Genomic DNA, 14,966 nt, shown 5'->3' on the forward strand with positions numbered 1-14,966 from the left:
TGTTAAATTAATATTTTTTATATAAAAATTTTGATTTTAATATGGCTATTTTTGTTATAAATGATATTTTGTTAAATATCCTTCAATGATAAGACGTTTTCGTTACATATTTTTTAATCTTCTTTAAAATTTGTATTTTTGCAGTCCCATTAGCTTGGAGATAAATAAGTTTATTCACTATTAAATATATAATATGGCATTCGATATTGACATGATCAAAAAGGTTTATGCAAATATGGCTGAACGTGTAGATAAAGCACGCGAAGTTGTTGGTAAACCATTAACACTTTCAGAAAAGATTTTATACGCACATCTTTGGGATGGTAATCCTACCAAAGCGTTTGTAAGAGGAAAAGATTATGTGGATTTTGCTCCAGACCGTATTGCATTGCAAGATGCTACAGCGCAAATGGCATTATTACAATTTATGCAAGCAGGAAAAGCTAAAGTGGCTGTTCCTACTACAACGCATTGTGATCACTTAATCCAAGCAAAACAAGGTGCTGTACCAGATTTGAAACGTGCAAACGAAACCAGTAATGAGGTTTTTGAATTTTTAGCATCTGTTTCTAAAAAATATGGTCTTGGTTTTTGGAAACCAGGAGCAGGTATTATTCACCAAGTGGTATTAGAAAATTACGCATTTCCAGGAGGAATGATGATTGGAACCGATTCACATACTGTAAATGCAGGTGGATTAGGTATGGTTGCCATTGGAGTAGGTGGTGCTGATGCTGTAGATGTTATGGCTGGAATGGCTTGGGAATTAAAATTCCCGAAGTTAATTGGTGTTAAATTAACAGGTAGCTTAAATGGGTGGACATCTGCAAAAGATGTAATTCTTAAAGTAGCTGGTATTCTTACTGTAAAAGGTGGAACAGGTGCTATTGTTGAATATTTTGGCCCTGGTGCTAAAAATTTATCATGTACAGGTAAAGGAACTATTTGTAATATGGGTGCCGAAATTGGTGCTACAACATCTACATTTGGTTATGACGATTCTATGGAACGTTATTTACGTGCTACTGATAGAAACGATATTGCTGATGAAGCAAATAAAATTCGTGAGTATTTAACCGGTGATGACGAAGTTTATGCATCTCCAGAACAATATTTCGATCAAGTTATTGAAATTGATTTAAATACGTTACGTCCGCATTTAAACGGACCTTTTACACCAGATTTAGCAACTCCTGTTGGTGAGCTGGGTGAAAAAGCTAGAAAAAATGACTGGCCTTTAAAAGTTGATTGGGGATTAATTGGATCATGTACCAATTCATCTTATGAAGATTTAACTAGAGCAGCTTCTATTGCAAAACAAGCCGTAGATAAAAACATTAAACCGAAATCTGATTTTGGTATTAATCCAGGTTCAGAGCAAATTCGATTTACAGCAGCACGCGATGGTGTTTTAAAAATATTTGAAGATTTAAACGCCACTATCTTTACAAATGCTTGTGGTCCTTGTATTGGACAATGGGATAGAAGTGACAGAAAAGGTGATGAAAAGAATACCATTGTACATTCTTTCAATCGAAACTTCTCAAAACGTGCCGATGGTAACCCAAACACACATGCGTTTGTAGGCTCTCCAGAAATGGTTGCAGCAATCGCTATTTCGGGTCGTTTGGATTTTGATCCTATGAATGACACGTTATTAAATGAAGATGGTCAAGAAATTAAATTAGACGAACCAAAAGGTTTAGAGTTACCACCATTAGGATTTGACGTTAAAGAATCTGGTTATGTAGAGCCTGTTGAAGATGGAAGTGATGTTGATGTTTCTGTAAGTCCAACTTCTGAACGTTTACAATTGTTAACACCTTTTACACCTATTGGAAATAAAATCACCGGTGCTAAATTATTAATTAAAGCTTTCGGAAAATGTACAACCGACCATATTTCTATGGCTGGACCTTGGTTACGTTTTAGAGGACATTTAGATAATATTTCTAACAACATGCTTATTGGAGCGGTTAATGCTTTTGGTAAGAAAACAAACTTTGTTAAAAATCAATTAACAGGTGAGTATGGTGGTGTTCCAGATGTAGCAAGAGATTATAAAGCTAATGGCGTTTATTCAATTGTTGTAGGAGATCATAACTATGGTGAAGGATCGTCTCGTGAGCATGCCGCAATGGAACCTCGTTTTTTAGGTGTTGCAGCTGTTTTAGTAAAATCGTTTGCACGTATTCATGAAACAAACTTGAAGAAGCAAGGTATGTTAGGTTTAACATTTGCTAATGAAAGTGATTACGATTTAATTCAAGAAGATGATACCATCAACTTCCTAGATTTAGATGGTTTTGCACCAGATAAGCCATTAACATTAGAATTTGTCCATGCAGATGGATCTAAAGATGTTATTGTAACGAATCATACATATAACCAAGCACAAATTGATTGGTATAATGAAGGTTCAGCTTTAAACTTAATTAAGAAAGAAAACAACGCTTAATAATTAAGCTTGTTTTAAATATTTAAACTCCTGATAATTTATTTTTTCAGGAGTTTTTTATTGTTAGGAATCCGCTATGTTGGCGACAAATGAATTTTACTTGATACTATGAAGAAACCGAAGTTTACAACCAGTAATATTATTTTTGTTATCGTGATTGCCTTGCTAATTATTCCACAAACACGACAGCCTATTCAAATTTTTTTACAGAAAGGTTTGGCAATGATTAGCCCTTCCGAAATTAGCGCAGATAAGCGCGAGATATTAGAATCCTATGAGAATTGGAAGTTAGTAGACTCAAAAGGAAATCAATTCAATTTTAAACAAGCCGAAGGAAAGGTGGTGTTTATTAATTTCTGGGCAACCTGGTGTCCGCCTTGTATTGCCGAAATGCCAAGTATTGATAACTTGTATGCAGATTATAAAGATCAGGTGGTATTTCTATTAGTTTCAAATGAGAAGTCTAAAATTATCAATGATTTTAAAAGTAAAAACGACTATAATTTCGAGTTTTATCAATCGGTAACCAATACACCCAAGCAGTTTCAAACTACAAGTATTCCACAAACGTATCTTATTGATAAATCAGGAGCCATTGTGATGGATAAATCAGGAGCTGCAAATTGGAATAGTGATTCTGTGAGAAAGTTATTAGATGATTTGTTAGCGTCTGAATAAAACGCTTAAAAATGCGCTAATAAAATTCCAAGAAAACAAAGAGCGCATAATTTTCACATCTTCAGTAAAAGATGATTCTTCATCTAAAAATCGGAACATAGTGGAGATGGCGTTTTTTGCATAAAATTGCTCGAAAATCCAAACACCTTTCTCGTTATTTGTTTTTAAAACATTGAGAAAAATTTTATCGTAGAATTTATATTTCTTTTTAAAGAGCTTATGTGAAGGTTGTTGCCCGTTTTTAATGTTGGAAATAATGGTCGCTACATTTTTTTCTGTATGCTTAAACGAATAACCCGTTGAGCCTTTTACCCAACCGCCTCCGGTACCAATTTTAGTTATATGCTTGGTATTGTAGTTCCAAAAAGGATAATCCGTCATGGGAATATTACCCATTTCGGTTTCAACAATTTTGTATTTCTCAATTTCTAAATGACTTTCAATATAGTCTTTTATAGCATCATCATAAACGGATTCTGAAACAGTTTCCGGTGTAAAAAAGGTGTATTCAATTAGTGCGCGATTTTCTGAAAAAGGTAGCACATAAACAAAACTTGTGGAATTTTGATGTTGAAACCGATAATCCATCATCGTGATAGCATTAGGATTAAAATGAGGCGTTTCGGTTTCAATAATCCAACCTTTAAAATGTTGTTGAACTAATGTGAATTTAGATATTTCGGAGTAATAGTCCTTTGGAATTCTACTATCAAAAACGTGATCTGCTGTGTAAGTTTCCATTTTACCTTGGACCAAAACGTTATTCGTTTCGGTTGTAGAAATAATAGAATCTTTTATAAAATGAATATTTGAAGATTTTTGTAAAATTTCCTTCGCCCAATTATAAAAATCAATAGACCGAATACTTTTATACGTATATGGTTCTAAAGGCAGGGTGATTGATTTATTTTTGGAATAAAAAAGTGCCGTTTCCCAAGATTTTTCAGTTATGGCATCCCATTTGCTCACGCCAATTTCCCAAAAACTCCATGTTTTATCATTGGTTGATTTATCAGAAGGGTCAATTAAAGCAACTTTCTTTTGTTTTAGTATATTATCCTTGGTAAAACCCAAAGCAAGCTGTAAACCAGCGAGACCACGTCCTATAATGATATAATCGAAATGATTTTCGTGAGACATGAAAAAACTGATTAATGTGAATTATTTTTTGAAGTATTTAAATGGAACAAATAACATTCCAAAACATTCGCCATCACCTTTACCCAAATGTTTATGGTGCATTTTGTGCGCACGACGAACACCTTTTGCATACCAATTATTAGCATTTCGTAATAATTTGAAACGTTGGTGAATAAAAATATCATGAACAAAAAAGTAAGCCAGTCCGTAGGCAAAAATTCCGAGTCCCATTGGGAGTCCAATCCATAAGCCATCATACCTCCAAAGCAGAAATAAAGTAATACTTACTATGGCATAAAAAATAAAAAACAAATCGTTGCGTTCAAACCAACTGTCATGTTCCTTGTGGTGGTGGTCTTTATGAACACTCCATAAAAATCCATGCATAATGTATTTATGGGTAAACCAAGCCATGAATTCCATAAAGAGGAATGTGCCAATAAAAACTAATATCCATAAAATTATATCCATCATATTTTTACAATAAATTTAGTTGATATTTCACATAACTACGCGTTAATAACTCAATTTTTTTATAGTTAGCTACGCGAATTCTCGTGTTCTTAATTTGTAATGCGGGTGTTTTCTTTAATTTTTTTAATAGCTGACTATAATATCTATAAGCGGTAAAAACACCAAATTTTGCTTCAATAGGTAGTTCTTTAATGCCTTGAAGACCAATAGCGAAATCGAGCTCTATTTCTTCTATAATCAAAATTTTTGAGGCTTCATCTAATTTAGATAAATCCGTATTCGGAAAATATGTTCGACTTAAATCTTCATAGTCACTTTTTAAATCTCTTAAAAAATTCACTTTCTGGAATGCAGAACCTAAATGCATAGCCGAATTTTTAAGGTGATTATACTTTTCATTATCACCTTTTACAAATACTTTTAAACACATGAGCCCAACCACGTCCGCAGAACCGTAAATATAGGTGTTATATTCATCTTGGGTTAAATAGGTGGTTTTATGTAAGTCGGTACGCATACTTCTCATAAAGGCTTCAACCATGTGCTTTTCAATACCGTATTTGTGATAGGTTTCTTGGAACGAATTTAAAATAGGATTTAAACTTATTTTACGTTCTAAAGCTACATACAAATCGCTTTCGAATTCATTAAGCAGCGCTTCTTTATCATAGTCATGGAAACTATCTACAATTTCATCCGCAAATCTAACAAAACCATAAATATTATAAATATCCTGACGGATGGCGCTAGATAACATTTTGGTTGCCAAAGAAAAAGAAGTGCTATAGGTTTTAGTAACCGTTTGGCTGCACGCATGAGAAACATGGTCGAAAATTGATTTCATCTTTTAGTGTTTAATTGTTGCAATGCTTTTTAAATACATCCTTTAAATATAATGTGTGGTTTTAGGTTGTATGATGTTTAATTATAAGCTCGGCAACCAGTTTTCCAGAGATTAATGATGGTGGTACTCCAGGACCTGGAACTGTTAACTGTCCTGTAAAATACAAATTATTTACCTTCTTACTTTTTAATTTAGGCCTTAAAAAGGCAGTTTGCAATAAAGTATTAGCCATTCCGTATGCATTTCCTTTGTAGGAGTTATAATCCTTAACAAAGTCATTTACGCAAAAGGATTCCTTAAATAATATATGTTCTCTAACTTTTTGAGAGGTTAATGCCTCAAAACGATCCATTATTTTTGTAAAATAGGTCATCCGTAATTTGGTGTTATCTTTCAATCCAGGTGCTAAAGGAATTAAAAAGATACCAGCTTCTTTTCCTTCAGGAGCCGCATGCGTATCAGTAATAGACGGAAAGCTTGCATAGAATAATGGGTTTTCCGGCCATTCGGGTTTGTCGTAAATAGATTCGGCATGTTTTTCAAAATCGACGTCAAAAAATAAGGTATGGTGATTGACGTTTTTTATCTTCTTATCGAAACCTACGTAAAATAGGAGTGATGAAGGAGCAAATGTTTTAGAACTCCAATACGCTTCCGAATATTGCTTATATTCTGAATCTAGAAGTGTTTCTGTGTGGTGATAATCGGCTCCACTTAAAACCACATCGCTCAAATGGGTTTCGCCATTTGAAATGACGCCCGAAGCAACTTTATGTGCAACAAGTATCTTCTCAATAGGTGCATTTGTTTTAATGGTAACACCTAAACTTTTTGCCAATGTTTCCATGGCCAAAATAACTTGATACATGCCTTTTTTAGGGTGAAATGTTCCTAATCCAAAATCAGCATAATTCATAAAACTATAAAACGAAGGCGTATCACCAGGCTTTGCGCCGAGGAATAATACGGGAAATTCTAAAATGGTAACTAAACGCTCGTTTTTAAATTCTTTACGAACATCTTTTTTAATCGTACTAAAAAACTGTCCAATTTTTTTGAATGTTTCGGTTGTAACCAATTCAAAAGGAGAAACACCTGGGTTGTAAACCAAATCTTTAATGGCTACATTGTAATTGTCCTGCGCTCTATCAATAAATTTCTGTAGTGTTTTTGAACTGCCAGGTTCCTCTTTTTCAAAAGCGATCGAGATTTTTTCTAACGTGTCTTCTATTGTTATATAATCATCCTTGCCATAATAAACAGAATACGCTGGATTTAATTTTTCTAATTGATAAAAATCGGAAGGTTTTTTATTGAAATCGGCAAAGAATCGTTCAAATACATCAGGCATCCAATACCAGGTTGGCCCAATATCAAACGTAAACCCATCTTTTGTTAGTTGTCTTGCGCGACCGCCAATAGTATTATTTTTTTCAAAAATAGTCACATCATGCCCTGATTTTGCTAAATAGCAAGCTGCAGATAATGATGAGAACCCTGAACCTATAATTATAATTTTCTTTTTCATGTGTTTAACAAATGTACGAAAATGTTAAACAAAAACCTCTTTTTTTAAAGATATTTTTCCAAATCTGCAATAGAATGAAAAGGTTTAATGGACTTATGTAGTTTGCTTGTATCCAAAGTGTCAAGCATTTTACCAAATATCCATAATTCGTTGTTGTTTATGAGTAATTCCGTTTGAAATTCATTTAAGTAATCCTCAATGTTTTCAGCAGCTGGTTTCACTGTAAAGTATGAAATAAAGACCACATTATTATAGTGTTTTAAAATGTCTTTTAAGCTAACAATGGGAACGCTCGGACCTAAATAAATAGTGTGATATTCAGATTTTGTTAGTTTGTAATTAATAAAATGTAGGCCTAAATCGTGAATTTCGTTATTGGGTAAGAAAAGAACAAATGTTTTGTCATTGTTTTTTGGTGTTTCATATTGATGCTTTTCAATATTAATCAATAACTTTTGCTTAATCAATTCTGAAATAAAATGTTCTTGAGCAGGTGTAATGGTATTTGTTTGCCAAAGCAAGCCTATTTCACTCATAAGCGGAATAAATACTTCCAAGAATATTTCAGAAAAGCTTTTATGATTTTTTAAGGAATCATAGGTTTTTAGAAAAAGCGCCTTGTCAAAATTGAGCATGGCTAATTTAAACATATTGGTGGCGTGATCATCAGCATAATCTTTAGCTGATAAATTACGAACGGTATCAGCTATATCTAAGGCATCAATTTTAGCGATTTTAGATATTTTATAACCATTATTATAGAGAAACGTAATATTGAGAAGCTTCTGTAGGCTTTCTAAACTATAGAATCTAATATTAGTCTCCGTACGGTTTGGTTCTAAAAGGTTGTAACGTTTTTCCCAGATTCTAATAGTATGTGCTTTAACACCTGAAAGGTTTTCTAGGTCCTTGATGCTAAAGTTATTCTTAATATTGTTCATATTTTAATCAAAAATCTTAAACAAAAGTAATAAATTATTTGGATATACAACCAGAAAGCGATTATTTTATAAGAGAGGTTTAAGGTGATATATACATTTCTAGATTTGGAATCACTTAGAAGATGGCGATGTATATGCTGTGAAATTGAGGAGAAGTAATTTAGTGCGCACGAGAAGACTCGAACTTCCACGGACTAATGTCCACCAACCCCTCAAGCTGGCGCGTCTACCAATTCCGCCACGTGCGCATTAAATAATGACTAAAAATAAAAAAAGTTAAGCAGATTGCTTAACTTTTTTTTAGTGACCAGGCTGGGGCTCGAACCCAGGACCATCTCCTTAAAAGGGAGATGCTCTACCAACTGAGCTACCTAGTCATTTTGTTTCTCTGTAACGAGGGTGCAAATATAAAATGTTTAATTAATAAAACAAGGCTTTTTTTTAATTTTTTTTTGTTTTTTTGTTGAGCAAGATCGTATCTTTTTAATAATCAATTTTTAAGCTAATTATGAATATTATTTTATTGGGTTATATGACGTCCGGAAAATCGCTAATTGGCGAAAAATTAAGCGGAATTTTGAAGAAATCGTTTCAGGATTTAGATGATTATATTGAAAATAAAGAAGGTTTGTCTATTTCTGACATATTTAAAACCAAAGGAGAAATATATTTTCGTAAAATAGAAGCAAAGCATTTAGAGACTTTCTTACAGCAAAAGGACATGATATTATCATTAGGAGGAGGAACGCCTTGCTATGGTGGTAATATGGCGCTTATTAAGCAGCAGCCGAACAACAAAAGTATTTACTTGAATGTTTCAGTTGCAGAATTGGGAAATCGTCTTTTTTTAAATAAAGCAAACAGACCGTTGGTAGCACATTTAAAAACCCAAGAGGAAACGACCGAGTTTGTAGGGAAACATATTTTTGAACGTCTTAACTTTTATAATCAAGCTGATTTAAGTATCAATGCTAATAAATCGCTAGATGATATTATTGAAGATATTTTATTAAAACTAATCTAAAGACGCTTCAAAAACTTTCCCTTCTAAAATAACATTTACATGTTCATGCAGTGAGGTGGATAAGGAAATACCTTTAAAATCTGCTTTTACGGGATATTTTTTATGATTCCGATTAACTAAAACAGCCGTTTTAAATTGTTTTAGTGGCACATCTAGAAAGTGTTTAACACCATAAATAAGTGTGGTGCCAGAATTTAATACATCATCAATTAAAATTACCGACTTATTTGTGTAATCTGAAACCGCTAACGATGTAGTAATAGGATTTAAGGGATTTTTCTTATCAATTTTTACACGGCATAAAACAGGATTTATGGTCGAAATTTTACTTAACACGGTTTTCAGTTTCTTTGCAAGAAGATACCCATTGGAATCAATACCAGCCAAAACAACTTCTTCCTCATCAACATTACTTTCGTAAATTTGATAGGCAATACGTCTTATTTTATGAACTATCTCATCGTGATTTAGAATCGTATTTTTTTCTGTTGGTTTCATAAAAACTGTTTTTTCAAAGGTAATAGAGATAATTATAAATTCTTTTAAATATCGGATTCAATTTCATTCTCATCACGATATTCTTCAATATCACGACGGTCTTTTTTTGTAGGCCGTCCTGTACCTTTTTTACGGTAGTACTCTTTGGAGTACTTTAATAAATCATTAGCAGCAAAGGCTTCTTTTGGTGTTGTGTCTGTTCTGTAAATATCAACCAATTTAGCACCAACACGGTTGGGAGGCAAATCATTAATAGTTAATGTATAGTTGATTTGATCTTTTCTAACTTCAATTTTATCAGTAGCATACACATCACGACTAGGTTTTACAGAATCACCATTTACTTTTACATGCCCTTTTTTGCAAGCTGTAGTTGCTATGGTTCTTGTTTTGAAATATCTAACACACCATAAAAATTTATCTATTCGCATACAAAAGGTCTAAAAACTACGTTAATGTTGTTGTACAAAATTATATAAAAATTGTATCTTGCCAACAAAAATAAGCAATAATGAAATTAAGAAAAATATTAGTTCTTCTTTTAATTGTTTCAGCGGTATTTACTGCCTGTGAAAAGGATGATGGAGGACCAGAGGTTACACCACTTAGGGATGCTACTGAAGTTTACGAAGAAGATCTTATAGATATTGAAGCATATCTGCAAACACATTTTTATAACTACGAAGAATTTCAAGAAAACAGCCCTTACAGTTTAGAGAATGATGCATTTCGAATAGTTTTTGACACCATTGCAGGTGATAATGCTGATAAAACACCATTAAAGGATATGGTGGATTTTAAAATTGTCCCTTTTGATGGTATTGATTATAAACTTTATTACTTAAAGGTTCGTGAAGGACTTGGTAAAGAAATCCACTTTACAGATCAAGCGACTTTAATTTATGAAGGGAGTAGTACAATAGATAATTTTGTTTTTGATAGTGCTGTAAACGAGTCTCAATTTAACCTATTAACAGTTGGTTCCTCTTCAGGTGTTGTGCCAGGTTTTCAACAGGGAATTATTGAATTCAAAACCAGTGATAACTTTACTATTGAGGATGATGGACCTGTGTTTTACCATAATCACGGAATTGGTGCTGTTTTCATTCCTTCGCGTTTAGGTTATTTTAATCAACCACTTGTTGGTGTTCCAGGTTATACGCCGTTAATATTTAAATTTAATTTGTACAAACGTGCTATTTTAGATCATGATATTGATGGAATTCCGTCATGGATGGAAGATATAGATGGAAATGGCGATGTGTATGATGATGATACAAATGGCAACTTTACACCAGATTTTTTAGATACTGATGATGATGGTGATGGCTATTTTACCAAAGATGAATTAGATTATGGTGAGTATACCATTATGGTAGGTGATGCCGAACCTGTATTTGCTGAAAATGAGTTTGAAGGTTCACGTACAGAAAGAAATGGTGTTATAACCATCAAAACTGTTATTGTGACAGATAGGGATGGAGATGGTATTCCAGACTATTTAGATATAGATACTATTCCAGAATTATAAGTTCTGCTTTTAGTAAAAAACAAAAAAACCGCAATTCGCGGTTTTTTTGTTTTCTATAATGTAGCTTCAACTCTAAAGCAAAAGTGAAATACTTAAAATTAGTTGATCAGGACGTGTGTCTATTCTTCCAATACTTAATCCGTTATCCGTGGCAAATACGGCTTCATTATCACTGAAACCACGTTCGTAGCGTAAATCAAATCCAATCTTCTTTAGGCTAAACCCTACACCAAAATTGAGTCCAACTGTAAAGTCGTTTTCTATGGAGTCAATATTAATCCCATCAAATTCTGAATCGATAATATATTGTAGTGAAGGACCAGCAAAAACATTAAGAACTTTTAAAATTCGAACGCCAACTAATAGTGGTGCATCAATTTTTTGCATTTTAAAATCACCAGTATTATATTTACTCTTCGTGGCTGTATAAACCAATTCTGGTTTGGCAAAAATCTTACCACCAGCTTTATAGAATAAACCAAAGTGGTAGCCTACATTCCGGTCTGGTTTTTCAGCAGCGCTAACAGCTGACTCATAATAATTACCATTCGCATTGTAGTTTAAACCACCTTTAAAACCAAAACCACTTGCGGTTTGAGCTGTTGCTGTGCCTATAAATAAAAAAAAGGCAACCAGACTTAAAACAAGATATTTCATAATTATTTGTTTTTTTTGATTACCTCCTTTAAACGAAAAAATGATTCGTTTATTTTCTATTCACGACAGTTTCTGCCGCTTTTACAATAGCTTCTGCATTTAAACCATACTTTTCCATAAGTTGAGCAGGCGTTCCAGACTCTCCAAATGTGTCATTCGTTGCTACAAACTCTTGCGGTGTTGGATAGTTTGTTGCTAATACGCGGGAAACACTTTCCCCTAAACCACCTAAATGGTTGTGCTCTTCAGCCGTAACTATACAACCTGTTTTTTTAACTGATTTTAAAATAGCGGCATCATCTAGAGGTTTTATTGTGTGAATGTTTATCACTTCAGCAGAAATACCTTTCTCATTTAATGTTTTAGCAGCTTCAAGAGCTTCCCAAACTAAATGACCCGTTGCAACAATCGTTACATCAGTACCATCTAATAAATGTAGGGCTTTGCCAATTTCAAATTTTTGGTCAGCAGCCGTAAAGTTGGCCACACTCGGTCTTCCAAAACGTAAGTAAACAGGACCTTCATGATCTGCAATGGCTATAGTTGCTGCTTTAGTTTGGTTATAATCACATGGATTAATAACCGTCATGCCTGGCAACATTTTCATTAAACCAATGTCCTCTAAAATTTGGTGAGTTGCACCATCTTCACCTAAAGTTAAACCGGCATGCGATGCACAAATTTTCACATTTTTACCTGAATAGGCAACACTCTGACGAATTTGATCGTAAACACGACCTGTTGAAAAGTTAGCAAAGGTTCCTGTAAATGGAATTTTTCCACCAATGGTTAAACCAGCTGCTAAACCAATCATATTGGCTTCCGCAATACCGACTTGAAAAAAACGTTCGGGATGGTTCTTCTTAAAATCATCCATTTTTAAAGAACCAATTAAATCCGCACAAAGAGCCACAACATTTTCATTTGTTTTTCCTAATTCGGTTAATCCAGCTCCAAAACCTGAACGTGTATCTTTATTTCCTGTGTTTGTATATGTTTTCATATGTATGTCCACCAAAGTGGAAGTCTTTTTAATTAATAATCGCCTAAAGTTTCCGGGTTTTGCTCTAAACCTATTGCTAATTGCTCGTCATTAGGTGCTTTTCCGTGCCATGCATGTGTATGCATCATAAAATCGACTCCATTACCCATAACGGTTTTTAGTAAAACACAAACCGGTTTGCCTTGTCCTGTTTTCGATTTTGCTTCAGCCATACCTTTTAGTATAGCGTCTATATTATTGCCTTCTTCAATCTCTACAACCGTCCAATCAAACGCTTCAAACTTGGCTTTTAAACTTCCCATTGGTAACACATCATCCGTGGAACCATCAATTTGTTGGCTGTTTAAATCGATAGTCGAAATAATATTATCAACTTTATTACCTGCAGCATACATAATAGCTTCCCAGTTTTGCCCTTCTTGAAGTTCGCCATCACCATGTAAGCTATAAATTAAGTGCTTATCATTATTTAATTTCTTTGCTTGAGCGGCTCCTAAAGCAACTGACATACCTTGACCTAAAGATCCTGATGCAATACGAATACCAGGTAAGCCTTCATGCGTAGTTGGGTGTCCTTGTAAACGGGTGTTAATTAATCGGAATGTGCTTAATTCTTCTACTGGAAAATAGCCTGATCGCGCTAAAACACTGTAATATACTGGTGAAATATGACCGTTTGATAAAAAGAATAAATCTTCACCAATACCATCCATATCAAAACCGTCTTTACGGTCCATGATATCTTGGTAAAGTGCTACAAAAAATTCGGCACAACCTAATGAACCTCCTGGGTGTCCAGAGTTAACCTTGTGTACCATACGTAAAATATCTCTACGTACTTGGGTTGTTAAATTTTCTAATTGTTGTGTGTTTGACATGTGTGTGTTGTTATTTTTATGCTGCAAAAATAACGCTTTATCTAGATTTATTATAAGAGTTTAAGTGCATTTATTAACGATTTCAATGCATTTGCTAACAATTTTGATTTTATTAAGAAGTACATCGTAATATCTTATTTATATTTGCCCTCTCATGATAATTTGAATATGACATTTGACTTAAAAGCAACCGACCCTAAAACAAAAGCAAGGGCTGGAAAATTAACAACTGACCATGGTGTAATTGAAACACCAATTTTTATGCCTGTAGGAACCGTTGGAACCGTAAAAGGCGTGCATCAGCGTGAACTAAAGGATGAAATTAATCCCGATATTATTTTAGGAAACACCTACCATTTATACTTGCGTCCACAAACAGATGTATTGGAAAAAGCGGGTGGAATCCATAAATTTATGAATTGGGATCGGAATATTTTAACCGATTCTGGAGGTTACCAAGTGTATTCACTTTCTGCAAATAGAAAAATTAAGGAAGAAGGCGTTAAGTTTAAAAGTCACATTGATGGAAGTTACCATTTCTTTACACCTGAAAATGTCATGGAAATTCAACGTACCATTGGTGCTGATATTATCATGGCTTTTGATGAATGTACACCATATCCATGCGATTATAGATATGCCAAACGTTCCATGCACATGACACATAGATGGTTGGATAGATGTATTAATCATTTGGAAAAAACCCCACTAAAATATGGTTATGATCAAGCTTTTTTCCCAATTGTTCAAGGAAGCACGTATAAGGATTTACGACAACAATCGGCAGAATATATTGCCAATGCTGGCGCGGTAGGAAATGCAATTGGTGGATTATCTGTTGGTGAGCCTGCTGAAGAAATGTACGGCATGACAGAAGTAGTAACCGCTATTTTACCTGAAGATAAACCACGATATTTAATGGGTGTTGGAACGCCAATTAATATTTTAGAAAATATTGCTCTAGGTGTTGATATGTTTGACTGTGTAATGCCAACTAGAAATGCGCGAAATGGGATGCTTTTTACTGCTCATGGTTCCATAAATATTAAAAACTTAAAATGGCGCGAAGATTTTTCGCCTATTGACGAAATGGGAATCACCTTTGTTGATACCGAATATAGCAAAGCGTATTTAAGACATTTATTTACCGTTAATGAACTGTTAGGAAAACAAATTGCTACCATTCATAATTTAGGTTTTTATATGTGGTTGGTTCGTGAAGCGAGAAAACATATATTAGCAGGAGATTTTGCCACTTGGAAAGACAAGATGGTAAAACAAATGGATAACCGACTTTAATTTAGAAGATACA

At 33.9% G+C, this 14,966-nt stretch carries 15 protein-coding genes and 2 tRNA genes; 5 read left to right on the plus strand and 12 right to left on the minus strand.

From position 1 onward, the window contains the following. Positions 1-193: 193 nt before the first annotated feature. Both ES675_RS13205 and ES675_RS13210 read left to right on the plus strand, forming a co-directional pair. Positions 194-2,458 carry an aconitate hydratase gene (locus tag ES675_RS13205; RefSeq protein WP_066255549.1) on the plus strand — a complete coding sequence of 755 codons (2,265 nt, stop codon included), beginning with the start codon at positions 194-196 and terminating at the stop codon, positions 2,456-2,458. Positions 2,459-2,566: 108 nt separating this feature from the next. Next, positions 2,567-3,136, plus strand: a complete 570-nt coding sequence (locus tag ES675_RS13210; RefSeq protein ID WP_066255551.1) for a TlpA family protein disulfide reductase — start codon at positions 2,567-2,569, stop codon at positions 3,134-3,136. Here the strand turns inward: ES675_RS13210 and ES675_RS13215 are convergent. The 7 genes from ES675_RS13215 to ES675_RS13245 all read right to left on the minus strand — a co-directional run bounded on the left by ES675_RS13215 (position 3,122) and on the right by ES675_RS13245 (position 8,440). Continuing rightward, complete coding sequence (locus tag ES675_RS13215) at positions 3,122-4,276, minus strand: lycopene cyclase family protein (protein ID WP_066255554.1); 1,155 nt, start codon at positions 4,274-4,276, stop codon at positions 3,122-3,124. The two genes, ES675_RS13210 and ES675_RS13215, sit on opposite strands and share 15 nt — an antisense overlap. A gap of 21 nt (positions 4,277-4,297) precedes the next feature. Further along, a complete protein-coding gene (locus ES675_RS13220) occupies positions 4,298-4,747 on the minus strand; it encodes a sterol desaturase family protein (RefSeq protein WP_066255578.1) in 450 nt (149 codons plus the stop codon). A 7-nt stretch (positions 4,748-4,754) separates the two neighbouring features. Further along, positions 4,755-5,594 (minus strand): phytoene/squalene synthase family protein, encoded by an 840-nt coding sequence (locus ES675_RS13225; RefSeq protein WP_066255559.1) that lies wholly within the window; start codon positions 5,592-5,594, stop codon positions 4,755-4,757. A 61-nt stretch (positions 5,595-5,655) separates the two neighbouring features. Further along, the gene (locus ES675_RS13230; RefSeq protein ID WP_066255562.1) at positions 5,656-7,122 is read right to left on the minus strand and encodes a phytoene desaturase family protein; all 1,467 of its coding nucleotides are present in this window, start codon (positions 7,120-7,122) and stop codon (positions 5,656-5,658) included. 44 nt (positions 7,123-7,166) lie between these two features. Continuing rightward, on the minus strand, positions 7,167-8,063 hold the full coding sequence (locus ES675_RS13235; RefSeq protein WP_066255568.1) for a MerR family transcriptional regulator: 897 nt from the start codon (positions 8,061-8,063) through the stop codon (positions 7,167-7,169). 164 nt (positions 8,064-8,227) lie between these two features. Then, positions 8,228-8,311: transfer RNA gene (locus tag ES675_RS13240), tRNA-Leu, on the minus strand. 56 nt (positions 8,312-8,367) lie between these two features. Next, positions 8,368-8,440: transfer RNA gene (locus ES675_RS13245), tRNA-Lys, on the minus strand. 131 nt (positions 8,441-8,571) lie between these two features. Here ES675_RS13245 and ES675_RS13250 point away from each other — a divergent pair. Beyond that, a complete protein-coding gene (locus tag ES675_RS13250; RefSeq protein ID WP_066257322.1) occupies positions 8,572-9,087 on the plus strand; it encodes a shikimate kinase in 516 nt (171 codons plus the stop codon). Here ES675_RS13250 and ES675_RS13255 read toward each other — a convergent pair. Then, the gene (locus ES675_RS13255; protein WP_066257325.1) at positions 9,079-9,585 is read right to left on the minus strand and encodes a phosphoribosyltransferase family protein; all 507 of its coding nucleotides are present in this window, start codon (positions 9,583-9,585) and stop codon (positions 9,079-9,081) included. The two genes, ES675_RS13250 and ES675_RS13255, sit on opposite strands and share 9 nt — an antisense overlap. A gap of 44 nt (positions 9,586-9,629) precedes the next feature. Further along, the gene (locus ES675_RS13260; protein WP_066257328.1) at positions 9,630-10,016 is read right to left on the minus strand and encodes an RNA-binding S4 domain-containing protein; all 387 of its coding nucleotides are present in this window, start codon (positions 10,014-10,016) and stop codon (positions 9,630-9,632) included. 80 nt (positions 10,017-10,096) lie between these two features. Between ES675_RS13260 and ES675_RS13265 the strand changes: the two genes are divergently transcribed. Beyond that, a complete protein-coding gene (locus ES675_RS13265) occupies positions 10,097-11,116 on the plus strand; it encodes an FKBP-type peptidyl-prolyl cis-trans isomerase (protein WP_066257332.1) in 1,020 nt (339 codons plus the stop codon). Between the two features lie 72 nt (positions 11,117-11,188). Here the strand turns inward: ES675_RS13265 and ES675_RS13270 are convergent, their stop codons facing one another. The 3 genes from ES675_RS13270 to ES675_RS13280 are packed head-to-tail and all read right to left on the minus strand — an operon-like array spanning position 11,189 to position 13,654. Beyond that, on the minus strand, positions 11,189-11,773 hold the full coding sequence (locus ES675_RS13270) for an outer membrane beta-barrel protein (protein ID WP_066256716.1): 585 nt from the start codon (positions 11,771-11,773) through the stop codon (positions 11,189-11,191). Between the two features lie 49 nt (positions 11,774-11,822). Then, the gene (locus tag ES675_RS13275) at positions 11,823-12,776 is read right to left on the minus strand and encodes a transketolase family protein (protein ID WP_066256710.1); all 954 of its coding nucleotides are present in this window, start codon (positions 12,774-12,776) and stop codon (positions 11,823-11,825) included. 32 nt (positions 12,777-12,808) lie between these two features. Next, complete coding sequence (locus ES675_RS13280) at positions 12,809-13,654, minus strand: transketolase (RefSeq protein ID WP_066256708.1); 846 nt, start codon at positions 13,652-13,654, stop codon at positions 12,809-12,811. Positions 13,655-13,822: 168 nt separating this feature from the next. Here ES675_RS13280 and tgt point away from each other — a divergent pair, with 168 nt between their 5' ends. Further along, positions 13,823-14,953, plus strand: coding sequence for a tRNA guanosine(34) transglycosylase Tgt (tgt, locus tag ES675_RS13285; RefSeq protein ID WP_066256705.1), 1,131 nt, complete (start codon positions 13,823-13,825; stop codon positions 14,951-14,953). The last annotated feature ends 13 nt before the right edge of the window (positions 14,954-14,966 follow it).

This window comes from Algorimicrobium algoritergicola (assembly GCF_008086165.1).
In the GTDB taxonomy this organism is placed as follows: Bacteria; Bacteroidota; Bacteroidia; order Flavobacteriales; family Flavobacteriaceae; genus Algorimicrobium; species Algorimicrobium algoritergicola.